Below are 22,836 nucleotides of genomic sequence, written 5' to 3'. Positions count from 1 at the left end.
GCACCGGTGATCATGTTCTTGATGTAGTCCGCGTGACCCGGGCAGTCGACGTGGGCGTAGTGCCGGGCGGCCGTCTGGTACTCGACGTGCGCGATGGAGATGGTGATACCGCGCTGGCGCTCTTCGGGGGCCTTGTCGATGTCCTCGAAGGGCGTGTAGGGGTTCAGGTCCGGGAACTTGTCGTGCAGCACCTTGGTGATCGCCGCGGTGAGCGTGGTCTTGCCGTGGTCGACGTGACCGATGGTGCCGATGTTGACGTGCGGCTTTGTGCGCTCGAACTTCGCCTTCGCCACTGGGAAACCTCCAGTTCGCCTCAGCAGGACGAAGGAAGGCCGGCGGCCGCCGATCCCTCGCGTCCTGAAATGGTCCACATCGCGCTCGCGTGACGTTCGCGGCCCGCACGGCAGACCCTCGGATACGCGGAGCAATGCTCCCGTCACTCTATGTCGTCGCAGTGTCATGTGGCGCGCGGCGCGTCCCCGGATGGCCGAGCGCGTCCCCCGTCGTCCGCCGAGCGCGTCCCCCGTCGTCCGCTTCCCGAGACGCGGGGCGAACAACGCCACACGTGCGGGTGGCGACGTGGCGGGACTGATCCGGGTTTGACGGTTAATGCCCGGGAGGCGCTCTGGACACTCGCCCTACTGTGTGCCGCCACCGGAAGCGGATGTGCCGGAGGTAACGCGCCATGGGACATGGGCCAGAGGCATAGGCGATGAAACACATACGCCTGTTGCGCTGCCGATCCGTGCGGGTGCTGTGGCTGTCGATGACCCTGTCCGTGCTGGGGGACCGGCTCTACGGGCTGGCCGCCATGTGGGTCGTGTACGAGGCGACGGGCTCGTCCTCCCGGACGGGCCTGGTGGCCGCCGTCGAATCGCTCCCCTACATAGCCCTCGGCGGCGCCGGCTACCTGATGGCCCGCTTCTCCCGCTGGCGCTCCCTGGCCTGGCTGGACGCGGGCCGCGCCGCCGTCGCCCTGGCCGTGCCGCTGTTCTGGTCGCCGGACACGACCGGCTTCCTGATCACGCTGACGCTCGTCCTGCTGCTCGGCACGCTCAGCGCGGTCTTCGACCCCAACTTCGGCGCGCTCGTCCCCCAGCTGGTGCCGGTCGAGGAGCTCCCGCTCGTCAGCGGCCTGTTCGACCTCACGTCGAGGATCGCGGGGGTCCTCGGGCAGGGGAGCGTCGGGGTCCTCCTGCTGCTCGTGTCCGAGATCGAACTGTTCGCCGTCGACGGCTGCACCTTCGTCGTCTCCGCCCTGGCCCTGGGCTGGCTCGGCCGCCGCACGGCGAGCCCCGTGGACGGGGAGCCGCCCACCGGCCCCGTGCGGGCGACGGCTGGCGTCCCTGCCCGGCCCCTCCTCCGCCGCCACCCGCGGATCGCGATCGCGGTCGCCGTCCACGGGGTGGCCCTGTTCACCGCGGCGGTCTCGACCGTCGGCCTCCCCCCGATGCTCGTCTCCCGCTTCGGCCAGGGCGCCACCGGATACGGCCTGGCCCTCGCCGCCACGGCCGCCGGCGGCCTCGCGGGGAACCTGCTCACGGGCCAGCTCGCCGACCGGCCGGCCGCCACCGGCTCCTCCGCCCCCGGCAGGTCCTGGATCAGCACGTACTGCCTCGCCTGGGTGCTGTCCGGATGCGCGCTGGCCGGGCTGGGCGTGGCGGACTCCATGGCGGTCGTGATCGCCCTCTGCGTGCTCTCCGGCCTCCTCTTCCCCGTCTGCGCGGTGACTTTGCGCGCCCACCTGACCCGCTTCGCCCCGGCGGAGCGCCTCCGGCTCCTGACCGTCGACCAGACGGTCACCCGGTCGGCCGGAATGGCCGGCCTCCTCCTCCTGCCCCCCGTCGTGGACGCGGCCCCCGCCGGGGCCTTCGTAGGAGCGGGCGTCCTGCTGTCGGCGGCGGGGCTGGCGGGCTGGTGGCTGGGCGGCCGTAAGGCCCCGTAAGGGGCGCGAGGCCGTGTCGTCGTGCGGCTCGCCGCGTGGGCGCGACCAGCCAGAGGCGGCCCGCTGCCGAAGCACCCGCACCCGTGGAGTGTGGTCGAACGCCAGCGCGAGCGGCGTCGCGCGAGCGACTTCGTGGAAACCCCGCCCCCGTCGTGTGTTCGCGCCGCTACGGTAAGTGCGCGGGGTGGGCAGTACCGGTGCGGCGAAGGTCGGGAGGCGACGGGCATGGCGCAGACGCGAGTGGGCGGGGGCGAGGGCGAGAGCGGGCGGCGCGGCGAGCCGGACGGCTCCGCCGGCTCCGAGCCGACGCCCGCCGAGCAGGTGGCGGAGCTGCTGGAGCGGGCCCAGAACGGCTTCGAGATCGGCGAGCCGCTCCTGGACCGGCTGCGCACCGCGCTGATGCACCAGACCGAGCTCCGCTCGTACCGCCAGCGCAACGACGGCCGGCGGCCCCTGCGGTGCAACACCTACCGGCACGTCTTCCTCCTCGCCGACGGCAGCAGCCTCGTCCTCTACGAGCTGGAGCACGACACGGGGCCCCAGGAGCGCTACCTCTACGAGCTCTACACCGACGACGGCGCGCTCGACGCCGCCGAGCGCCGGGTGCACGACCGGATCGGCGGCGGGGGCATCGGGCCGGGGAGCGAGTCGGAGGAGCTGCCCGCCTGGCTGGCGGAGGAGCTGCTGCTCGCGATGGGCCCGACGAGGCCCCGCCGGGAGTACGTCGCCGAGGCCTCGCCCGATCACGCCCGCAGGCTGCTGCGCCGCGCGGAGAACGCGGACGGGCCGGGCGAGGTCGTCCGCGAGCTGCTCCAGGGGGCGCTCGGCCACCACATCGCGCTGATCACCAAGCCCAGGCGCCGGGGCACGGGCCGCGACGCCACCTGGTGCCGGTTCTACGAGCACGCGTTCCTGCTGGAGGGCGGCGGCGAGGTCAGCCTCTGGGAGCTGGAGCACAACATGACGGCCGACGGGCGGCTCGTGTGTGAGGTGTATCTCGACGAGGCGGAGGCGGAGGTGGCCGCCGACCGCCATGCCCGGGCACAGGGCGTGGAGTTATAGGGCGCGGCGGCGGCGCCCCGGGGCGGGGGCGGCCGACCATGATCAACAGGAATCGGGTCCGCGTGGTATGGTTGGGTGCGTTGCAGTTGTGGTACCCATGAACTCGTGTGCGCCTGACGGTTATGTAGCCGAAGGCGCATTTTTGTTTTCGCCGGTCTATGTCCGGTCCGGGGCCCACCCGAATGATGAAGGAGACGGACATGGCTACTGGAACCGTGAAGTGGTTCAACTCGGAAAAGGGCTTCGGCTTCATTGAGCAGGACGGCGGCGGCCCCGACGTCTTCGCCCACTACTCGAACATCGCCTCCAACGGCTTCCGTGAGCTGTTCGAGGGCCAGAAGGTTTCCTTCGACGTCACGCAGGGCCAGAAGGGCCTGCAGGCCGAGAACATCGTCAACATCTGACGAACGGCCGGATTCGTCCGGCCCCGCGTGACGCGTCGACGCGTGACGCGACACCGCACGGCGAGGGCCCGCACCACTGGGTGCGGGCCTTTTGCCGCCCCGCGCCAGCGCGCCCAGGGCTCACGCAGGAACGTCCGTCCAGGGCTGCCCGCGATACGAGTCTCCCGAAACCGGGCGTGCCACCCCACTGAGGGAAGGTCCCCCGAATGACTCGTTCCGCACGCCCCGCCCGCTCCACCGGAGCCGGCCGCTCCACGAGCGCCAACCGCTCCACGGACGCCCGTTCCCGCGGCGGACGGCAGCCCGCCCGTCGTCCCGCCGCCCCTCTCCAGGGTGAGTTCGAGACGCCGGTCGCCACGACGCCGGCCCTGCCGGCCGTCGACTCCTTCGCCGAGCTGGACATGCCCGCCGGCCTGCTCTCCACGCTGACCCGCGAGGGCGTCACCGCGCCCTTCCCGATCCAGGCGGCGACCCTCCCCAACTCGCTGGCCGGCCGTGACGTCCTCGGCCGCGGCCGCACGGGCTCCGGCAAGACCCTCGCCTTCGGGCTGGCGCTGCTGGCCCGCACGGCGGGGCGGCGTGCCGAGGCGAAGCGGCCGCTCGCGCTCGTCCTCGTCCCCACGCGGGAGCTGGCCCAGCAGGTCACCGACTCCCTCACCCCGTACGCGACCGCCGTCAACCTGCGGATGGCCACGGTCGTCGGCGGCATGTCCATCGGCCGCCAGGCCCAGACCCTCGCGCGGGGCGCCGAGGTGCTCGTCGCGACGCCGGGACGGCTCGCGGACCTCATCCAGCGCGGTGACTGCGCGCTCCGCGACGTGGCGATCACGGTCCTCGACGAGGCCGACCAGATGGCCGACATGGGCTTCCTGCCGCAGGTCACCAAGCTGCTCGAGCAGGTGGCCCCGGGCGGTCAGCGGATGCTCTTCTCCGCGACCCTGGACCGCAACGTCGACCGGCTCGTCCGCCGCTTCCTCACCGACCCGGTGACGCACTCCGTCGACGCCTCGGTGGGCGCCGTGGTGACCATGGAGCACCACCTGTTCCACGTCACCGACCAGGACAAGAAGGACGCCGTCGCCCGGGTCGCGGCCCGCGAGGGTCGCGTGATCATGTTCGTGGACACCAAGCGCGGCGCCGACCGGCTGGTGAAGAAGCTGCTGTCCGAGGGCGTACGGGCCGCCGCGCTGCACGGCGGCAAGAGCCAGCCGCAGCGCAACCGGGTGCTGGACCAGTTCCGGACCGACCAGGTCACCGCCCTGATCGCGACGAACGTCGCCGCGCGCGGCATCCACATCGACGGGCTCGACCTCGTCGTCAACATCGACCCGCCGGTCGACCACAAGGACTACCTCCACCGCGGTGGCCGCACCGCCCGCGCGGGCGAGTCCGGCACGGTCGTCACGTTCGTCCTGCCCGAGCAGCGGCGCGAGATGAGCCGCATGATGACCACGGCGCAGATCACGCCGAACGTCATCAAGACCTACCCGACCGACCCCGAGCTCGCGCGGATCACCGGTGCCCGCGAGCCCAGCGGCGTCCCGGTCGTCATCGCGCCGCCGGTCCCGGCCCAGCAGCAGGGCGGCCAGGGTGGTCAGTCCGGTCAGGGCGCCAAGCCGTCGCGCTCGCGCGGTTCCCGCTCCCGCTCCCGTTCCGGCTCGGGTGCCGGTAACGGCGCCGGTGCGGGCTCGGGTGCCGGCAACGGCGGCGGCCGTCCGTTCCGCGGCTTCGGCGGCAACGGCGGTGATGGCTCGCGCCGTTCGGGCGGCACCCGCCCGGGCAACGCCGTCGGCGGCGGCCGGCGCCGGAGCGGTGGCGGTGGCCGCCGTCCCGCCGCGTCCTGACGCGTTGATGCCTTGATGCGTTGAGGCCCTGACGCCGACGTCCCCTAACGGCTCAACCCCGTTCGCCCGCCCGCGCGCCGGACGCGAGGGTGGGACGGAGCAAGGGACGTCGGCCGGTCAGGAGAACACACGGTGGGGAAGCGAGACGGGCCGCCGCCCGGACCGGATCCGCTCTGCGAGCCGTTCCCCGGGTGGGCGCCGGTCCTCCTCGCCCGCTGCCTCCCTGCCGCCGTGATCACCGGGGGCATCGTCTTCGACGTCCTCACGCCCCCCAAGTACTCCTCCGCCCCCTTCTTCGTCTCCGCGCCCCTCGTCGCCGCCTCGCTCCTCTCCCTGCCCGCCACCCTGCTGGCGGCGGTGGCGGCCCTGGCGGCGATCGTCACCCTCTCCCTCGCACGGCAGGCGCCGGAGGTGGGCGAGTCGGTGACCGAGGTCGTCACCGTCGTGACCGTCGGCGCGCTCGCCGTCGGCATCAACCGCGTCGTATGCCGCGGCAATCGCCGGCTGGCGTCGGTGCGGAGCGTCGCGGAGGCCGCCCAGCGAGCCGTGCTGCCCACGCCCCCGGCCCGGATCGGCGGGCTCCGGGTGGCCGCGCGCTATGTCGCCGCGCAGGCTGACGCCCGGATCGGCGGCGATCTCTACGCGGTCCAGGACACCCCTTACGGCGTCCGCGTCATCGTCGGCGACGTACGGGGCAAGGGGCTGGGCGCGGTGGAGGCCGTCGCGATCCTGATCGGCGCGTTCCGGGAGGCGGCGGAGCAGGAGCGCACGCTGGAGGGGCTGGCGGCGCGGCTGGAGCGCGCGCTGCAGCGGGAGGGCGCGCGGCGCGCGAACGTCGAACAGGCCGAGGGGTTCACCACCGCCGTCCTGGCCGAGGTCCCACCGGGCGCGGGCGCCCTCCGCATCGTCAACCGCGGTCATCCGCCCCCGCTCCTCCTCCATGCCGACGGCACCGTCGGCGACACCCACCCCCGGGCGCCCGCCCTGCCGCTGGGGATGGGGGACCTGGGCGTGTGGCCGGACCGGGTGGAGCAGTGGGAGTTCCCGGTGGGGTCGACGCTGCTGCTGTTCACCGACGGGGTCACCGAGGCCAGGGATGCGACCGGGACGTTCTACGACCCCCGGCCGCGGCTGTGCGGCAAGCAGTTCCGCAGCCCCGACGCCCTGCTGGACTCCCTCACGGCGGACGTGGCCCGGCACGCGGGCGGGCGCACGGACGACGACATGGCCCTGCTCGCCATCCGGCGGATCGACGGCCGGCTCCGCACCGCGCCCATCACCCACAAACGCCCCCAGGTCACCGCCCGTACCGTGCGCCTGCGATCTCCTCAGATCCATAACGACTGACGAACACTCAGAAGTAAGCGCCTTATAAAGTGCCCCAACGCGCCTGCCCGCTTCATCCTTTCGGCTTGGAATCCAGCCGCCCTGTCTATTAACGTTCGATAACGCAGCGCGGTCGTTGCCACCGCCGCAAGGGCGGTGCCGTGCGCCTTCGCCGAATCCCGTGGGTGGAACCGGGGAACCATCATTTGGGGTGAATCGGGCCCGTACGCCGGCCCGTAGGAGACCTTCCTTCTCCGAACCCTCCCCCAGAGCCTGAACGGCCTGGGAGGGACCCCCACGCAAACCCGGTAGGCGACCAGGAAGGAAAGGAGTCGCCCCAGTGGCGTCCAACAGGTCCGACAGCTCCGAGCTCGACGGCAGTTCGTACGACCCTCCGTTCGTTCCCGCCTACATCCCCCCTTACGAACCGGAAGCGGCCCCCGAGGCGCTCGCCGCCCCCGCGCAGTCGTCGGCCACGGGCGAGTGGGCACCCGGCGAGGACCACCCGGCGGCGCCCGTCCGCGGCAGACACCGCGTCGTCAAGCCGCGCGGCGGCACGATGGCCCGGAGCGGAGCGGTCCTCGGCGCCGGAATGATCGCGGCGGTCGGCGCGGGCGGCATGGCCAGCGCCCAGGACCGTCCGCAGGCTCCCATATCCATGCCGGACCTGGCCCAGAGCATTCCGGTCGTCGGCTCGCTCATGGCCGACGGCCACGGGCAGGGCGCGCGGCAGAGCGCCGAGGCGCGACAGGCCCCCGTCGAGACGGTACGCACCGTGCGCGACACCGCCGACGCCGGCGAGGTGCTGCGGGCCCGCATCCTCCAGCAGGCCGAGCACCAGCAGATGGCCGCCGAGGCCGAGGCGCAGGCGCGCGTGGCGCAGGCGGCGGCGGAGCAGCACCGCAAGGCGGCGGCGGAGAAGGCCGCGGCGGAGCGCGAGGCGGCCGAGCGCCAGGCGGCGGACGCGAAGGCGGCGACGTACGAGGCCGCGCAGCGGGCGGCTCGGGAGGCGGCGGGCGGGGGCGCGGATACGGACGGTTCGGCGACGGACGGGTCGGCGGCGGGCGGTTCGGCGGCGGACGGTTCGGCCGGCGTCCAGGAGCGGCACGCTTCGGGCTCGTCAGGTGGCGGCGCTGAACGTTCCGCCCACCGCGCCGCCGGCGGGACCTTCACCCTCCCCGTGGCGTCGTACACCCTCACCGCCGGCTTCGGCCAGGCGGGAAACATGTGGTCCGCGAACCACACCGGCGAGGACTTCGCCGCCCCCACGGGCACCCCGGTGAAGGCGGTCGGCGGGGGCACCGTCACCCAGGCGGGGTGGGCGGGCGCGTACGGCTACCGCGTCGTGCTGACGCTCGACGACGGTACCGAGGTCTGGTACTGCCACCTGTCGTCGATGGTGGTCACGTCCGGCAAGGTCGGCACGGGCACGGTCATCGGCCGGGTCGGCGCGACCGGCAACGTCACCGGCCCGCACCTCCACCTGGAGGTCCGGCCGGGCGGCGGCGCGCCGGTGGACCCGCTGTCGTGGCTGCGCGGCAGGGGCCTGGAGCCGTAACGAGGGGAGCCGCGGGTCGCCGATGGACGGGTTCGCCGGTCGGCAAGCCGGGCAGGGCAATCAGGTCATAGCACCCCCGGAACTACTCGATATCGGACATCCCGGGAATGTTCTGTGAGCGATCGGGAAATCAGATGACGTGACGACCACCGCGACGATCACCACGTCCGTGCCCGCTCGCCTGGACCGGCTGCCCTGGTCCCGGTGGCATTGGACCGTGGTGATCGGCCTCGGCACCGTCTGGGTCCTGGACGGCCTGGAGGTCACGGTCGTCGGCAATATCGCCGGCCGGCTCTCCGAGCAGGGCAGCGGTCTGCCGATCACCTCCGGCGGGGTGACGGGAGTGGCGGCCGCGCTCTATGTGGCGGGCGCCTGTTCCGGTGCGCTCTTCTTCGGCCGGCTGACCGATCTCTTCGGCCGTAAAAGGCTCTTCATGGTCACGCTCGCGGTCTATCTGGCCGCGACGGCCCTGACCGCGTTCTCGTACTCGTCCTGGTGGTTCTTCACCTTCCGCTTCGTGACGGGTTTCGGCATCGGCGGTGAGTACGCGGCGATCAACTCCGCCATCGACGAGTTGATCCCGGCCGCCTATCGCGGCCGTGTCGACCTCATCATCAACGGCAGCTTCTGGCTCGGCGCCATCGCGGGTTCGTTGCTGTCGATCCTGATGCTCGACACCAGCATCTTCGCCAAGGCCGTCGGCTGGCGGCTGACCTTCGGGCTGGGCGTCGTCCTGGGGCTGGTCATCCTGCTCGTCCGCCGCCATGTGCCCGAGAGTCCACGCTGGCTGTTCATCCACGGCAGGGCGGAGGAGGCCGAACGGCTCGTCACGTCGATCGAGAAGCGCGTCATCGCGGAAAAAGGCATCGAACTGCCTCCGGCCAAAGGGCGCATCGCCATCCGCCAGCGCGAGAGCTTCGGATTCCGCGACATCGCCCGCACGGTCTTCTCCGACTACCGGCGCCGGGCCATTCTGGGGCTCGCCCTCTTCATCGGCCAGGCGTTCCTCTACAACGCGATCACCTTCGGTTTCGGCGCCATCCTCACCCGTTTCTTCGGCGTCTCCACCTCCCGCACCGGCTATTTCTTCGCGGTCATAGCAGTGGGCAACTTCCTCGGCCCGCTCTTCCTGGGGAAGCTCTTCGACACCCTGGGCCGGCGCATCATGATCTCGTCGACGTACCTCCTGGCCGGGGTCCTGCTGTTCGGCACCGCCTGGCTGTTCGGCGCCGGGCACCTGAACGCCGTCACGCTCACCGCCTGCTGGGCGGTGGTCCTCTTCTTCGCCTCGGCGGGTGCCAGCAGCGCGTACCTCACCGTCTCCGAGATCTTCCCGATGGAGACCCGGGCCATGGCCATCGCCTTCTTCTACGCGGTGGGCACGGCGGCGGGCGGCATCAGCGGCCCGCTCCTCTTCTCGGCCCTCACCCAGAGCGGCGTCGTCGCCGACACGGTCGTGGCCTTCTGCCTCGGCGCCACCCTGATGTGCGTGGGCGGAGTGGTGGCCGCGTTCCTGGCCGTACGGGCGGAGGGCCTCTCGCTGGAGGACATCGCGGCACCCCTGTCCGTCCACCCCCCTCCCGACCCCCTGCCGGCACCGGCGCCCGCGGAATAACGGGCCCGGCAGGGGAGTTGAACCATCGCATGGCTGACAACACGCATCGCACGAATATCGGCAGTCTCTCCGTCCACCCCCTGAACCTGGGCGGCAACGTCTTCGGGTGGACGGCCGACGAGAAGCAGTCCTTCGCCGTCCTCGACGCCTACGCGGAGGCGGGCGGCAATTTCATCGACACGGCGGACGTCTACTCCGCCTGGGTGCCCGGCAACCAGGGCGGCGAGTCCGAGACCGTCATCGGGAACTGGCTCGCGGAGCGCGGCAACCGTGACGCGATCGTCGTCGCCACCAAGGTGGGCAACGGCGTGCCCGAGCACCGCGGCCTGGCCCCCGCGACCATCAAGGCCGACGTCGAGGCGTCGCTGCGCCGCCTCCGCACGGACTACATCGACCTCTACTACACGCACGTGGACGACGAGTCGGTCCCCGTGGAGGACATCATCACGACGCTGGACGGCCTGGTGAAGGAGGGCAAGGTCCGCGAGATCGCGGCCTCCAACATCTCGCCGGAGCGTCTGCGGGCCTCGCTCGAGTTCTCGGACGCCGCCGGCCTGGCCAAGTACGTGGCGATCCAGCCCCACTACAACCTGGTCTCGCGCGACACCTACGAGGGCGAACTCGCCTCCGTGGCCGCCGAGCACGGCCTGGCCGCCGTCCCGTACTTCGCGCTGGCCTCGGGCTTCCTGACCGGCAAGTACCGGCCGGGGACGACGGTGGACAGCGCGCGTGCGGGCGGCGCGGTGAAGTACCTGGGGACGGAGCGGGGCGCGCGCGTGCTGGCCGCCCTCGACGAGGTGGCCGCCGCGCACGACGCCGAGCTCGCGACCGTGGCCCTGGCCTGGCTCGCGGCCCAGCCGACGGTGGCGACGCCGCTGGCCAGCGCCCGTACGGTCGAGCAGCTGCCGGCGCTGCTGGCGGTGGCGGACCTGAAGCTCACGGACGCGGAGCTGGCGAAGCTGACGGAGGCGTCGGCGTAGGACCTGTTGACGGCCGAGCGATTGGCCCATGACCACGGGCAACAAGTGGACCAGTCCGATGGGACAACTACCCCATAGGCTCGTGGTCATGACAAACAAGGTGGACTTCTACTTCGACCCGATCTGCCCCTTCGCCTGGATCACGTCCCGCTGGATCACGGAGGTCGACCAGCACCGCGACCTCGACCTGCGCTTCCGCGTCATGAGCCTGTCCGTGCTCAACGAGGGCCGCGAGGACCTCCCCGAGCGCTACCGCCGACTCCTGGACACCGGCTGGGGCCCGGTCCGGGTGTGCACGGCGGCGGCCCAGGAGCACGGCGAGCACGTGCTGCGGGACCTCTACACAGCGCTGGGCACCCGCATCCACAACGCCGACCGGGAGGCCGGCGACGAGCTGATCCGCGAGGCCCTCGCCGAGGCCGGCCTCCCGGAGGAGCTGGCGGAGGCGGCGTACACGACGGAGTACGACGAGGCGCTGCGCAAGAGCCACCACGAGGGCATGGACCCGGTGGGCGAGGAGGTGGGTACTCCCACTCTCCACGTCGACGGCGTCGCCTTCTTCGGCCCGGTGCTGACGGCGATCCCGCGGGGCGAGGACGCGGTGCGGATCTTCGACGGCATCCGCCTGCTGGCCGGCTACCCGAAGTTCTTCGAACTGAAGCGCAGCCGGACCGGGGACCTCGACTTCAGCTGAGCGCCCCGAAGGGGCGCGGGGAACTGCGCGATCAGCCCCCACCGGCCCGCAGTGGAGCACTCAGCGGCTGCCGCCCCGCTCCACCGCCCAAGACGCAAGCGCGACCGCTCCGGCGACCCCGAACACGGACGGCCAGGCCCCGACCTTCTTGGCCAGCGGATGCGACCCGGCGAACGCGGCGACGTAGAGGCCGGTGAGCCCGGCGGCGGCAGGCGCGCCGACGGTGTCCTTCCACTGCTTGGCGGCGAGAGCACCGGCGGCGGCGAGGGCCACTCCGCCGAGGGGCCGCTGCTTGGTCCACCGCGCGATGCCGTAACCGCCGATGAGACCACCGGCGGCGACCAGGGACGTAGGAACTGCCACAGCAACAACCTCCGTATCAAGTGATCTCGTCCTAAAGCTAACGCTGGGGGAAGGGGAATCGTCCGCCGCCCCGGGCATGCATGGCTGGTGACCAATGAAGCGAGCGCGGCTCGAATCATCGACGAAGCCCTGGGCTTCCTCTACCCGGCGGCGCTGCGCGTGGCAGCCGCCGTGGGCGTGGCGGACCACCTGACGGACGGCCCCCGCACCCCGTCGGACCTGGCGAAGGCGACGGGCACGGATCCCCGCAGCCTCCACCGGGTCCTGCGCCTCCTGGCCACGCGGGGCTTGTTCGAGGAGGACGGGGAGGGCCGCTTCCGCCTGACGGAGACGGGGGACGCACTGCGTTCGGACGCACCCGTTTCGGTCCGCTCGGCGGTCCTGATGATCACGGACCGGACGATGTGGCTGCCGGCGGGCGAGATGACCAGGTGCGTGGTGGAGGGCACGTCGGCCTTCGAGGGCATCTTCGGCGCGCCGTTCTTCGACCACTTCGAGCGGGACGCGGAGACGGCGGCGATCTTCCACGACGGCATGGCGTCCATGTCCGACGCGGAGAACCAGCCCATCGCCGACGCGTACCCGTTCCCGCCCGGGGCCACGGTGGTGGACGTGGGCGGCGGCCACGGCGGCCTCCTGCTGTCCGTTCTGAGCGACCGCCCCGCCCTCCAGGGCATCCTCTACGACCAGCCTCACGTCTTGGCAGGCCACCGCCTGAACACCCCGGAGCTGGCAGGCCGTTGGACGCTGGCCGAGGGCGACTTCTTCACCTCGGCCCCACCCGGCGACATCTACCTCCTCAAGCGCATCCTTCACGACTGGGACGACGCCCAGTCGAGGACGATCCTCGGCAACTGCCGGCGTGCGATGGCGCCGGGCGGCCGGGTCCTGGTCATCGACGCGGTGATCCCGCAGGACAACGCCCCGCACCAGGGCAAGGCGCTGGACCTGATGATGATGGCGTCGCTGGTGGGCCGCGAACGCACGGAGCGGGAATTCAAGGACCTGTTCGAGGAGGCGGGGCTGCGCCTGACGCGGGTCATCCCGACGGGAACGGTCCTGTCGATCGTGGAGGGAGAGGCGGCGGGGGACGCATGACAGGCTGGAGACCTAAGACCGGAACCCGATGATCCCGAACCCCGGCCGGGCCGCGGCGTGCCCCAGCCACCCGATGACGTCCATGACCGCTTCGACGACCTCGGGCTCCAGCGGCGGAGCATGCCCCTTCCGCTTGGTCTCCTCGAACTGCTCCAGGGCCTTGGCGCACTGCTCCGGCGTCCACTCACCGCACCCCGGCGCCTCGTACGGCCGGGGCAGGGGATCGGGGAAGTCGCTGTAGCCGAACTCCTCCACGGACACCGCCGTGATCCCGAGGGCCCGCAGCCCCTCGTCGACCACCGACAGCCAGCTGCCCCGGAAGGGGCAGAAGCAGGAGTTGTCGAGGAAGGAACCGGTGAGGTCGCAGAGCCGCTTGTACGCGTACCCGTACTGGAAGGCGTGCCCCTCGTCCTCGCTGAACGGCCCGCCGTTGACGACGGCTTCCAACGCCTCGTACGCCGTGGGCGCGCCGTCCTTTATCGCGTGCGAGAACCAGTCGTCGTCGCGCGCCAGATCCTCGGCGAAGTTGCTGCGGATGACCTCCAGCAGCTGCTCGTCACGCGAGCCGACCAGGGCGCGGGTCCTGGCCGGGTCCAGCAGATACACACTCAGTCCCGAACTCATGTGCCTGAACCTAGCGGTGACCACTGACAACGGGGTGCGGGGCGGTGGATGGTGTCGGAAATCCCCCACATGGTGTAGTTTTTACCCTGCCTTTACCTATAGAAACCGGGCCCTTCGGGGCCTTTTGCTTTTAGGAGACCTAGTGGACTGGTACATAGCCGTACTCAAGAAATACGCGGTGTTCAGCGGCCGGGCGCGCCGCCAGGAGTACTGGATGTTCACCCTGATCAGCACCGTCATCAGCATCGTGCTGGCCATTGCCGACGCCGTGTTCGGCACGGACTCCCTCATCGGGACCGTGTACGTCGTGGCCGTGTTCCTCCCCTCGCTCGCCGCCACCGTCCGGCGCCTGCACGACACCGACCGCTCGGCGTGGTGGATCCTGTTCGGCCTGATACCGGTCGTGGGCTGGATCGTCCTGCTGGTGTTCACGTGCCTCGACACCAAGCCGGAGCACAACAAGTACGGCCCCAGCCCGAAGCACGTCCCGCCGTACCCGCCGTACCCGACGTACTGAGCGTCGAACGCGGTCGGCAGGGCCGGGGCGGGTCCGTTTCCTTCAAGACCGGCCGCCCAAGCCCTGCCTAAGCTCCCGCACATGAGCCCGACACCGGCACCAGCACCTGAGTTCCACTCCATCGGCCTCGTCGTCTCCGACCTGGCAGCGTCGCTCGCCTTCTACCGACGCCTGGGGATCGAGTTCCCCGAAGGCTCCGAGAACCAGCCACACGTGGAGGCGGCCCTACCGGGCGGGCTGCGCCTCCTCCTGGACCCCGAGAGCACCGTCCGCTCCTTCCACCCGACGTGGCGCCCACCAACGGGTGGTGGCGGCCGACTGGGCCTGGCGTTCCGCTGCACGAGCCCCCATCACGTGGACGCGCTGTACGAGGACTTGACCGCCGCCGGATACCACGGTGAGCTGAAGCCGTGGGACGCCTTCTGGGGCCAGCGGTACGCAGTGGTGCACGACCCGGACGGCAACGGCGTAGACCTCTTCGCCCCTCTGGCGTGAACTAAGACCGCACCAGCCCGCTCAGCGACTGTCCGGTCAGCGCGCGAACATCACGAGCCAGATGAGCCTGGTCCGCGAAGCCGGCCAGGACGGCGGTCTCAGCGAAGGACACGCCGGAGCGGGCCAGGGCCAGGGCACGCTGCATCCGGAGGATCCGGGCGAGGGTCTTGGGCCCGTAGCCAAAAGCGCCCAGGGCAAGCCGATGGAGCTGCCGCGCACCGAGCCCCACGGATTCGGCGGTAGCCGAGACGGACCGCCCGGCGCCCAGCGATGCCACGACCGCCCGCAGGACGGGATCAGAGGGCGGCGCGTCGCCAGCGAGACGCAGGGCAAGTTCCTCAATCGCGACGGCAGGATCGACCGCCGCGTCGACACGTTCGATCAACCGGCGCACTTCAGCGCCGGACCAGAGATCGCCGAGCTCCACCCGCCGGTCGCGCAGCTCGTGCGCGGGCACACCCAGCAGCCCGGGAGCGGTCCCGGGAAAGAACCGGACACCCACCCAAGGCCCTTGAGCACTGCGGTACGCCCGGGTATCGGGCCCGGCAACGAGCAGCCTGCCCTCGGTCCACAGCAGATCCATACACCCATCGGGCAACACGATGCCGGCACCGCCGCCCTCCGGACCCCGCGTCCACACAACGGCGCCCGACAACCGTGAGGCGCGCTCGGCATAGACGGGGGACATCACCGACTTCCTCCCACTGGCTCCAGGTCCAGGGCACTGCCCCGGTCGCTGCCCTGGACCGAGCTCAGAAGCGCTTCGAGGCGGCGGTGACGAGTGTCGCCTCGTAGCTCAGCTGGCGGCAATGGCGGAGTACGTCCACACATCAGCTGGCATCTCGTGCTTGAGCTTCCAGATGATGCCCATGGGGTTACTGCCCTCGTGTGAGACGTACTCGGCCGGCCCCAGGAGCATCCACGGCTGAGCTCCACCTATGTCGTTCTTCTTGTACCGGCGCACGAACAAGAAGACGTCCGATCCGTTCTCCTTGTGACTCTGGTAGCGCATGCCAGTGGGTGAGGTACTGGAGGTCTGGTTCTGAGATTCCCAGTGGAAGAGCTCAGGACTCCGTGCGTAGTCCTTGTACCGGGTCTCCGGGGAGAAGTCCTTCTCGTCCTTTTCGAGGGTGATGAGGAGCGCGTCAATCTTTGCGCTCTCACACCACTTCACGCCCTCACGGAAGTGTCCGGGAAGGAACCCGCCCACGCTCGCTTGACCGAGCGCAGGCAGGATTTCCTCCCTGCTGTAGGAGGCGTGGACCGTGAGTGGGATGCTGGCATGCGCTCCCACCAGCTGCACAGGAAGGTGCTCTGTGTGTGCCAGGTTGTAACTCAGCACCTGTCGGAGTTCGCTGCGGAAGTCGACCTGCTCAGCCAGTGCATGGAAGCCCTCGTCGTATGAGGCGAAGCCTCCGCCAAGCGGCCACAGGGAGAAGAAGAGCATCCGCGCGTATGCCTGGCCCACCTGGTCGAGGGTTTCATAGGCAGGAGCGTCGTCCTCCAGCATGCGGCAGTAGGCGGCCACGCGGGCAGGGTCATCGACGTGGAGGAAGGCAGAGACGCGCTTGAGCAGGGCCTCTTCGCCAGCCGGTCCAACCTCGGGAAGAAGATGGGCCCGGCGTAGCAGGCGTGTCCAGGAGTTACTGGCGCGGTAGAGCTCCTTAAGCTCCCGCTGGCTCTCACGGAGATAGTCAGAGAGCCTCGGTTCTGCGTAGGCAGTGACTTCGCGAGTCAGCTGTGTGACATTGACCCCGATCTGATTCTTGATGTTTTCAAGAATCCGCTTCTTGGACTTCCTGTCGAGCACAATCTGGCACCCGGACGGGAGCAGCGGAAAGTCCTGCTCCATGTTGTCGACCAGGCGCTTGCGGGTGAGGTTAGTGAGCGCTCGGAACTGTTCCTCGAAGCGGAACTCCTTGCGATGCTGCCCGATGAAGTCCAGGACAGTGAGCACAGCCTTTTCAGGGGTGCGCCGAAGACCGCGACCGAGTTGCTGAAGGAAGACGGTGGCGCTCGAGGTCGGCCGGAGCAGAAGAAGGGTGTCCACGTCTGGGATGTCCAGCCCCTCGTTGAACAGGTCGACAGAGAAGAGGACCTGGATCTTTCCCTCACGCAAATCAGTTAGGGCTTGTGCGCGCTCTGTCGCGGGAGTAGAGGCGTCGAGAGCCATGGCGTTCAGCCCGACCTGTTGAAAGAACTCAGCCATGAAGCGGGCGTGCGCGACGGATACGCAGAAGCCCAGAGCCCGCATTGTGCCCGGATCGGTCACCTTGTCCTGCACGGCCTTGACGACCAGGCGGGCTCGGGCGTGGTTCCCAGTGAACAGTTTGTCCAGCTCACCGGTGTCGTAGGCGCCACGCTTCCACGTCAGGCCCTCCAGGTCCACGCTGTCAGCGATGCCGAAGTAGTGGAAGGGGCTGAGGAGGTCGTTCTCCAGGGCTTCCCACAGACGCATCTCGGCAGCGATACGACCGTCGAAGAACTTATCTTGGACGTTCTGCCCGTCCATGCGCTCAGGCGTGGCAGTCAGGCCAAGGAGCTCGGCCGGCTTGAAGTGATCAATGATGCGCCGGTAGGTCGGTGAGACGCCGTGGTGGAACTCATCAATGACGATCACGTCGAAGTGGTCAGGGGCAAAGCGCTCGAGCGAGCGGGCGTTCAGGGACTGGACGCTAGCGAAGACATGCGTCCAGCCCTCCGGGACCTCGCCGCCCACCAGCAGTTCACCGAAGTTCGCGTCGTTCAGCACGTGCTGGTACGTGAGGATGGACTGCTTAAGGATCTCTTTGCGGTGGGCGACGAAGAGAAGCTTGAGGTCGCGGTTTTGGAGCTTCGCCCGCAGCGCTCGGTAGTCGAGGGCTGCCATCACGGTCTTGCCGGTACCCGTCGCTGCGACGAGGAGGTTGCGGTGACGGCCGTGGACATCGCGTTCAACCTGGAGTCGTTCCAGCATGTCCTTCTGGTGGGGGTACGGACGCACCTCAAGCCCCGAGAGGCTGATGGTAGGCCTGCCGCTTCCCCCCTTACCGCCCGCTTGCAGGAGCGCTTCGTCAAGCCGGTCGCCGTCCTTCTCGGGGTCGTACGACTCGAACGCTGCGTCGCTCCAGTACGCATCGAAGGTGGCCTCGAACTTCTTGAGAACCGCAGGAGTTGCTACAGACGACAGACGAACGTTCCATTCCAGGCCGTCGAGGAGAGCCGCCCGCGAGAGATTGGAACTGCCCACGTAGGCGGTGTCGTAGCCGCTGTGGCGGCGGATGAGCCAGGCCTTCGCATGCAAACGAGTGGACCGCAGCTCGTAGTTGACCTTGACCTCTGCATTGAAGTCCTTGACCAGCCGGTCTAGCGCTTTTCGCTCGGTGGCCCCGATGTAAGTGGTGGTGATGACGCGGATGGGCACGCCACGGGCAGCCGCTCCCTTGAGGGAATCTTCGAGTACGCGCAGACCATGCCACTTCACGAACGCGCAGAGCAGGTCGATGCGGTCTGCAGTGGCGAGCTCGGCTCGTAGCTCGTAGCCGAGGTTGGGGTCTTCGGGCGAGTTGGTGAGCAGCGCCGTGTCTGACAGGGGCGTGGCGGGACGGATGCTGTAGGCGCCGGGTGCTTCCTGCTCAGCGATGGCAAGCAGCTGGCGTGGCCCGTCCGCAACAATCTCAATCCACTGCTTGGCTCCATCGAGGCTGCTCATGGACTCGAGGATGTGGTTGGCAGCCAAGACCTGCTCGGACGCGGGCAGCGAAGCAAGGATGCGGTGGACGGTCTGGGCGATGTGGCGGGCCAAGACGTGGGGAGAGGAGTGCTCACCAACCGGCTGGGCTGTGGACTGCCAGCCGGTTGCTTCGAGCTCCTGTAGATGCCCTTCGAGGCGCGAGGTGATCAGCTCCTCGTACAAGCCTGGCACCGGCGTTGCTTGGCTGCTGAAGCGCTCGCTCATTGATGGCCCCCTCGTCTCCCCAACTGATGGGGATGTTCTACCAGCGGGGTGTGACAGCGGGCCGGGGCGGCAACTCGCGGCATGGGCATCCATGTCTAGGCATGTCTGAAAGTTGCCCATGGGTGACAGGAATTGATCGCCCCTGGTTAGTGTCCGGTCATGGATATCTGTGATCTGCTCGAAGAGATAGCCGGAACCTACGACCAGCAACTTGGGACTGGGGGAGGGGTCTATGCCCAGGACCTTCTGCGCCAGGTGCCTTCGCTGATTGAGCAAGCCGTCCCGGGTAGCTGTAAGGCGCAGGGGTACGGGGGGAAGGGCAGCGCCGCGCTCACGCCATGGATTGGTGTGTTTGATCCAGACATCACCGATGACCCTAAGGAAGGCCTCTACCTGGCCTACATCTTCGCTGCTGATCTCAAGTCTGTGACGCTCACGCTTCAGCAGGGCGTAACGCGACTCACAGGCAAGTACGGCGAGGGGAAGAAGCTTCGTGACTACCTCGGCACCCGAGGGAAGGCGCTGTTTGGTGGGCTCCCGCCTGAACTCGTAACTGATTGGGCAAGTAGCCCGGTGTTCAACAGTAAGGCGGATCGACCGCGGGCCTATGAGGCAGGCAGCGTCGTCGCACGACGCTATGAGATCGGCTCCCTGCCGAGCGAGCATGTCTTGCGTGAAGACCTATGGCACGCCGTAGAGATCCTGCGGGCCGCAACTGACGTCAAGCTCTTGCCTAAGCAGGAGTCTGAGGGGCTTGCGGTGGGTTACGTGCCGACGAAGCACGTCGAATACAAGGGGCTTGAGGGCTTCGAGCCCAAGGGCAGCAGCGACTACATCACCCACATCGCTGAGAAGACGATCGTGAAGTCGCGTAGCCATGAGGCGCTGATCGAGCAGTTCGGGCACTACGTCGAAGGGCGTGGGTTTGTGCCGATCACGAAGAAGCAGCACCCCAAGGACCTGATCCTCCGCCGGGACGGGGTTGAGTGGCTGGTAGAGGCCAAGGCCATCAAGCGGCATAACCCGACCACGGCCGTGCGCGAGGCTGTGGGTCAGCTCTTTGAGTACAGCCACTTCTGGTACGAACAGGCGCCGAAGCCGCACCTCCTTGCGCTGTTCAGCGAGGACATCAAGGGATACATGTCCTATTTGGAAGCGCTGAAGATCGCCTCGGTCTGGAGGACTCCGGAAGGCTGGACAGGCTCGCCGCTGGCTGCTGCGTGGGGGCTGGTCGACTGAGAGAAACGATCCTGCGAGGTATGGATGCTTCGCGACAGCGCTGACCCTCATGGCCTGGGCCTCAGCGGCGAGGTTTGCGCTGTCATGCGAGAGGGCGGGCCGCCTGGCCGAACTTCAAGTCGACGACGGCCGCCGCGATGTCGGTGGCGACGTCGGCAGGGTTCTCGTGCTCCCAGAAGCGGAGGACGGTCCACCCGGCCTCGACCAGTCGGTCTGTCGTCTCCTGATCACGGGCCATGTTGCGGTCGAGCTTCTGACGCCACCATTCGGCGTTGGCCTTTGGACTGGTGGCGTGTTGTGGACAGCCGTGCCAGAAGCATCCATCGAGGAAGACGGCGATCCTGGGCCCGGGAAAGGCGATGTCGATCGTCCGCCGAGGAAGGCCCGGGACCGGGCGGTGCAGACGGTAGCGGTGCCCCGCACCGTGGAGCAGCCGCCGCACGGCCAGTTCAGGAGTGGTATCCCGGCTGGCCTGACGGCTCATGCGGGCGGAGACGCCGGGTGAGGAGGGCATGACGGGCACGTTGTCATTCTGCCGGCGGTTCATGGATCTCAGCGGGTGCAAGGGAAAGATCTTGCGCTGGCGGGCAGAGCCCAATGCATCCGCACCTGACTGACTTGACCCACGAGACGAGCGCTGCCCGATGGGTGCTGGTGTCAGCGCTGATCCTTATGGGCTGGGCTTCAGTGGGGAGGTTTGCGCTGGCATGCGCGGGGGCGGGCCACCTGCCCGCCCGTCGCGCCTCCTCAGCGGTGCTGCCCCGGTGCCTGCCCCCACGCCGGGCTCGGGGTTGGCCCCGGGGGCGTAGGCGCGCCCCAGCCCTGGGCCGGGATGCCCGGTACCGGTGGGGCCCAGCCCGGTGCCGGGGGGCCGTAGGGCGTCCCAGGCGTGAATGGCTGCGCGGGCGTCACGCCCGCCACCGCCCCCGCCAACGCCGGCTGGGCTACCTCTCGGCGTTGCCACAAGTGGTGGAGCAGTTCCGCTTCCCTCGCGGCGAAGGCGGGGTCCGGGGTGCCTCGGAGGGCTCGGTGGCGGAGGAAGGCGAGGGATGTGGCGTAGGAGATGTACTCCGCGACGATGCGGGCCGCTGTCGGGCCGCCGTGGCGGCGGGCCAGGTCTCGGGCTATGCCTCGCGCGCGCATCGAGGAGAGGGCGTGGGGTTCGGGTGGGGTGAGCCAGCCGGCGGACTGGTAGGCGGGGAGGTGGGTCTGGATCGTGCGGAGCTCGTTCTGGCGGGACCAGATGGTGAGCCACGTCAGCAGGGCGAAGACCGGCACCATGAACAGGGCGTAGACGGCCAGGAAGCCCGCGCCCGGCAGGGTCGCCGAGCCGTTCCACAGGCCGTGCAGGAGCATGGCGGTGAGGAGGGCCCCTATGGGGATCAGCCAGCGGAGGAGGCGGCGGCGCGGTGCCAGCGTGGCCGCCAGGCCGAAGCCCAGGCCCGTCATCGACGTGAAGAGCGGGTGCGCGAACGGCGACATCAGCACCCGGACGAAGAACGTGGCGGCGGTCGTCGAGCGCAGGCCCTCGTAGCCGAAGCTCTGGTCGTTGGCGAAGGCGTTGCCGAGGTAGAGGATGTTCTCGGTGAAGGCGAAGCCCGTGGCGGTGATCCCGGCGACCACGACGCCGTCGACTATGCCGTTGAAGTCCCGCCTCCTGAAGAGGTAGAGGAGAAGGATCGCCGCTGCCTTGGCGCTTTCCTCCACCACCGGCGCCACGAACGTCGCGCCCCAGCCCGCCGCGTCCTCGCGCTGCGCGCCCGCGACCGTCGTCAGCAGCCACTTGGTGGCGTAGCCGTTCGCCAGGATGGCCACCAGCGTCGCCGCGCACGCGCCCCAGGCGAAGGCGAATATCAGGCTCTTCCACGGCTTCGGCTCGACGCGGTCCATCCAGCGGAACGCGGCTATGAGCAGCGGCACCGGCAGCACCGCCAGGCCCAGCCCCACCAGGAAGCCCTCGGTGCCCGTCTGCTCGCGCACCAGCGCCAGGATGATCAGGCCGCAGAGCGCGAGCAGCAGGAACACCGCTCCGATCCGCACGGCCTTGTTGTCCCAGAGGGTGTCCCACAGCGCCCGGCGGGGCGCGTAGTGCCCGGCGGCCGGGGGGACGGGTAGCGCGTACGGCTGCTGCTGAGGGTGAGGTGGTGGCTCATGCACGTCCTGACCCTAACCAAGGGGCGGAGAGCGCAGTGACGGTTTTCCCGCCCCTTGGAACCCGCCCCTCGGAACGTGCCGCGCGTTACGCCGCGCGGCGGCGGAACAGCAGGTCGTGGACCACGTGGCCCTTGTCCAGGCCCTGGCCCTCGAAGCGGGTCAGCGGACGGAACTCCGGGCGCGGGGCGTAGCCGCCGTCGGGCTGGGTGTTCTCGAAGTCCGGGCTGGAGTTGAGGACCTCCAGCATCTGCTCCGCGTACGGCTCCCAGTCCGTCGCGCAGTGCAGCAGGCCGCCCGGCGCGATGCGCGTCGCGGCGAGCGCCAGGAACTCCGGCTGGATCAGCCGGCGCTTGTGGTGACGCTTCTTCGGCCACGGGTCCGGGAAGTAGACGCGGAGGCCGGCGAGGGCGTCCGGGACGAGCATCTCGCGGAGCAGGATGATCGCGTCGCCGTTGGCCACCCGGACGTTCTCCAGGCCGTTCTGCTCGGCCAGGTTCAGCAGATTGCCCTGGCCCGGGGTGTGGACGTCGCAGGCGAGGATGCCGGTGCCGGGGTCGGCCGCCGCCATCTTGGCCGTGGCCTCGCCCATGCCGAAGCCGATCTCCAGGACGACCGGCAGCTCCGGGTCGCCGAACAGCTCGCCGAGGTCCAGCTTGCTCAGGCCGTCGATGTCGAGGCCCCACTTCGGCCACAGCCGGCGCAGCGCCTCGCCCTGCCCGGTCGTGACCCGGCTGCGGCGCGGCTGGAAGGACCGGATGCGGCGCTCGTGGTGCGAGCCCGCGGGGTCCGGCGCCGGGCCGTCGGGGAACATCGGCTCCCGGCGGGTGCGGGCGGGTGCGGAGGCGGGTGCGGCAGGGGCCGGTACCGCCGCGCGGGCCTCAAGGGGCTCGGAGGCCCCAAGGGCCTCGGGGGCGGTGGCTTCGGTGGTGGGAGCGTGGTTCTCGGGCACAGTTCCTCAAGTCTACGGGCGGTGCCGGCGAA

21 protein-coding genes and 1 riboswitch are annotated in these 22,836 nt (G+C 69.7%); of the genes, 13 read left to right on the top strand and 8 right to left on the bottom strand.

What is annotated here, in order from left to right; all coding sequences use genetic code 11:
- On the bottom strand, nucleotides 1–293 hold a 293-nt coding region (locus IE096_RS30900), incomplete at its 3' end, for a GTP-binding protein (protein ID WP_229820761.1).
- A gap of 419 nt (nucleotides 294–712) precedes the next feature.
- Between IE096_RS30900 and IE096_RS30895 the strand changes: the two genes are divergently transcribed.
- The 9 genes from IE096_RS30895 (at nucleotide 713) to IE096_RS30855 (ending at nucleotide 11,428) form a co-directional block, all read left to right on the top strand.
- Entirely contained in the window at nucleotides 713–1,945 is a 1,233-nt protein-coding gene (locus IE096_RS30895) for an MFS transporter (RefSeq protein ID WP_189457378.1), read from the top strand.
- Nucleotides 1,946–2,170: 225 nt separating this feature from the next.
- Nucleotides 2,171–3,007, top strand: coding sequence for a DUF6227 family protein (locus tag IE096_RS30890; RefSeq protein WP_229820759.1), 837 nt, complete (start codon nucleotides 2,171–2,173; stop codon nucleotides 3,005–3,007).
- Between the two features lie 200 nt (nucleotides 3,008–3,207).
- On the top strand, nucleotides 3,208–3,411 hold the full coding sequence (locus tag IE096_RS30885; RefSeq protein ID WP_086571010.1) for a cold-shock protein: 204 nt from the start codon (nucleotides 3,208–3,210) through the stop codon (nucleotides 3,409–3,411).
- 206 nt (nucleotides 3,412–3,617) lie between these two features.
- Nucleotides 3,618–5,255, top strand: a complete 1,638-nt coding sequence (locus tag IE096_RS30880; protein WP_189457376.1) for a DEAD/DEAH box helicase — start codon at nucleotides 3,618–3,620, stop codon at nucleotides 5,253–5,255.
- A gap of 132 nt (nucleotides 5,256–5,387) precedes the next feature.
- Complete coding sequence (locus tag IE096_RS30875) at nucleotides 5,388–6,602, top strand: PP2C family protein-serine/threonine phosphatase (protein ID WP_189457374.1); 1,215 nt, start codon at nucleotides 5,388–5,390, stop codon at nucleotides 6,600–6,602.
- A gap of 139 nt (nucleotides 6,603–6,741) precedes the next feature.
- Nucleotides 6,742–6,911: riboswitch (cyclic di-AMP (ydaO/yuaA leader) on the top strand.
- Nucleotides 6,912–6,921: 10 nt separating this feature from the next.
- Complete coding sequence (locus IE096_RS30870; protein WP_229820757.1) at nucleotides 6,922–8,139, top strand: M23 family metallopeptidase; 1,218 nt, start codon at nucleotides 6,922–6,924, stop codon at nucleotides 8,137–8,139.
- 139 nt (nucleotides 8,140–8,278) lie between these two features.
- Entirely contained in the window at nucleotides 8,279–9,754 is a 1,476-nt protein-coding gene (locus IE096_RS30865; RefSeq protein ID WP_308430405.1) for an MFS transporter, read from the top strand.
- A gap of 29 nt (nucleotides 9,755–9,783) precedes the next feature.
- The gene (locus tag IE096_RS30860) at nucleotides 9,784–10,734 is read left to right on the top strand and encodes an aldo/keto reductase (protein WP_189457371.1); all 951 of its coding nucleotides are present in this window, start codon (nucleotides 9,784–9,786) and stop codon (nucleotides 10,732–10,734) included.
- 88 nt (nucleotides 10,735–10,822) lie between these two features.
- Nucleotides 10,823–11,428, top strand: coding sequence for a mycothiol-dependent nitroreductase Rv2466c family protein (locus tag IE096_RS30855; RefSeq protein WP_189457369.1), 606 nt, complete (start codon nucleotides 10,823–10,825; stop codon nucleotides 11,426–11,428).
- Between the two features lie 60 nt (nucleotides 11,429–11,488).
- Here the strand turns inward: IE096_RS30855 and IE096_RS30850 are convergent, their stop codons facing one another.
- Nucleotides 11,489–11,791 (bottom strand): hypothetical protein, encoded by a 303-nt coding sequence (locus IE096_RS30850; protein ID WP_189457366.1) that lies wholly within the window; start codon nucleotides 11,789–11,791, stop codon nucleotides 11,489–11,491.
- Nucleotides 11,792–11,878: 87 nt separating this feature from the next.
- Between IE096_RS30850 and IE096_RS30845 the strand changes: the two genes are divergently transcribed.
- Nucleotides 11,879–12,889: a methyltransferase gene (locus tag IE096_RS30845; RefSeq protein WP_229820755.1), complete on the top strand. Its 1,011-nt coding sequence runs from the start codon at nucleotides 11,879–11,881 to the stop codon at nucleotides 12,887–12,889.
- Between the two features lie 12 nt (nucleotides 12,890–12,901).
- Here the strand turns inward: IE096_RS30845 and IE096_RS30840 are convergent, their stop codons facing one another.
- Nucleotides 12,902–13,513, bottom strand: coding sequence for a DUF7691 family protein (locus IE096_RS30840; RefSeq protein WP_189457363.1), 612 nt, complete (start codon nucleotides 13,511–13,513; stop codon nucleotides 12,902–12,904).
- A gap of 142 nt (nucleotides 13,514–13,655) precedes the next feature.
- Between IE096_RS30840 and IE096_RS30835 the strand changes: the two genes are divergently transcribed.
- Both IE096_RS30835 and IE096_RS30830 read left to right on the top strand, forming a co-directional pair.
- Nucleotides 13,656–14,030: a DUF805 domain-containing protein gene (locus IE096_RS30835; protein WP_189457361.1), complete on the top strand. Its 375-nt coding sequence runs from the start codon at nucleotides 13,656–13,658 to the stop codon at nucleotides 14,028–14,030.
- An 81-nt stretch (nucleotides 14,031–14,111) separates the two neighbouring features.
- On the top strand, nucleotides 14,112–14,525 hold the full coding sequence (locus IE096_RS30830; protein ID WP_189457358.1) for a VOC family protein: 414 nt from the start codon (nucleotides 14,112–14,114) through the stop codon (nucleotides 14,523–14,525).
- Nucleotide 14,526: 1 nt separating this feature from the next.
- On the opposite strand, the gene IE096_RS30825 is transcribed toward IE096_RS30830, so the two are convergent.
- Together IE096_RS30825 and IE096_RS30820 are read right to left on the bottom strand one after the other, a co-directional pair.
- On the bottom strand, nucleotides 14,527–15,213 hold the full coding sequence (locus IE096_RS30825) for a helix-turn-helix domain-containing protein (protein ID WP_189457356.1): 687 nt from the start codon (nucleotides 15,211–15,213) through the stop codon (nucleotides 14,527–14,529).
- A 108-nt stretch (nucleotides 15,214–15,321) separates the two neighbouring features.
- Complete coding sequence (locus tag IE096_RS30820; RefSeq protein WP_189457353.1) at nucleotides 15,322–18,462, bottom strand: DEAD/DEAH box helicase; 3,141 nt, start codon at nucleotides 18,460–18,462, stop codon at nucleotides 15,322–15,324.
- Between the two features lie 159 nt (nucleotides 18,463–18,621).
- Between IE096_RS30820 and IE096_RS30815 the strand changes: the two genes are divergently transcribed.
- Nucleotides 18,622–19,701, top strand: coding sequence for an MrcB family domain-containing protein (locus IE096_RS30815; protein ID WP_189457351.1), 1,080 nt, complete (start codon nucleotides 18,622–18,624; stop codon nucleotides 19,699–19,701).
- Nucleotides 19,702–19,783: 82 nt separating this feature from the next.
- Here IE096_RS30815 and IE096_RS30810 read toward each other — a convergent pair whose 3' ends face one another.
- From IE096_RS30810 to trmB, 3 genes are all read right to left on the bottom strand, one after another.
- Entirely contained in the window at nucleotides 19,784–20,215 is a 432-nt protein-coding gene (locus IE096_RS30810; protein ID WP_229820753.1) for a very short patch repair endonuclease, read from the bottom strand.
- A 233-nt stretch (nucleotides 20,216–20,448) separates the two neighbouring features.
- On the bottom strand, nucleotides 20,449–21,858 hold the full coding sequence (locus IE096_RS30805; protein WP_189457348.1) for a PrsW family intramembrane metalloprotease: 1,410 nt from the start codon (nucleotides 21,856–21,858) through the stop codon (nucleotides 20,449–20,451).
- Nucleotides 21,859–21,940: 82 nt separating this feature from the next.
- A complete protein-coding gene (gene trmB / locus IE096_RS30800) occupies nucleotides 21,941–22,804 on the bottom strand; it encodes a tRNA (guanosine(46)-N7)-methyltransferase TrmB (RefSeq protein ID WP_189457346.1) in 864 nt (287 codons plus the stop codon).
- Between the last annotated feature and the right edge of the window lie 32 nt (nucleotides 22,805–22,836).

It is taken from the genome of Streptomyces abikoensis, assembly GCF_014648775.1.
In the GTDB taxonomy this organism is placed as follows: Bacteria; Actinomycetota; Actinomycetes; order Streptomycetales; family Streptomycetaceae; genus Streptomyces; species Streptomyces abikoensis.
Note: the sequence above shows the minus strand (reverse complement) of the source record. Positions and strands in the feature narration are given on the sequence as shown.

Bases quoted from the DNA above. Each gene is read 5' to 3' on its own strand.
- IE096_RS30830 (WP_189457358.1), top strand. From the start codon at position 14,112: ATGAGCCCGACACCGGCACCAGCACCTGAGTTCCACTCCATCGGCCTC.
- IE096_RS30855 (WP_189457369.1), top strand. From the start codon at position 10,823: ATGACAAACAAGGTGGACTTCTACTTCGACCCGATCTGCCCCTTCGCC.
- IE096_RS30825 (WP_189457356.1), bottom strand. From the start codon at position 15,213: ATGTCCCCCGTCTATGCCGAGCGCGCCTCACGGTTGTCGGGCGCCGTT.
- IE096_RS30860 (WP_189457371.1), top strand. From the start codon at position 9,784: ATGGCTGACAACACGCATCGCACGAATATCGGCAGTCTCTCCGTCCAC.
- IE096_RS30885 (WP_086571010.1), top strand. From the start codon at position 3,208: ATGGCTACTGGAACCGTGAAGTGGTTCAACTCGGAAAAGGGCTTCGGC.
- IE096_RS30890 (WP_229820759.1), top strand. From the start codon at position 2,171: ATGGCGCAGACGCGAGTGGGCGGGGGCGAGGGCGAGAGCGGGCGGCGC.
- IE096_RS30815 (WP_189457351.1), top strand. From the start codon at position 18,622: ATGGATATCTGTGATCTGCTCGAAGAGATAGCCGGAACCTACGACCAG.
- IE096_RS30895 (WP_189457378.1), top strand. From the start codon at position 713: ATGAAACACATACGCCTGTTGCGCTGCCGATCCGTGCGGGTGCTGTGG.
- IE096_RS30810 (WP_229820753.1), bottom strand. From the start codon at position 20,215: ATGCCCTCCTCACCCGGCGTCTCCGCCCGCATGAGCCGTCAGGCCAGC.
- IE096_RS30840 (WP_189457363.1), bottom strand. From the start codon at position 13,513: ATGAGTTCGGGACTGAGTGTGTATCTGCTGGACCCGGCCAGGACCCGC.
- IE096_RS30880 (WP_189457376.1), top strand. From the start codon at position 3,618: ATGACTCGTTCCGCACGCCCCGCCCGCTCCACCGGAGCCGGCCGCTCC.
- IE096_RS30820 (WP_189457353.1), bottom strand. From the start codon at position 18,462: ATGAGCGAGCGCTTCAGCAGCCAAGCAACGCCGGTGCCAGGCTTGTAC.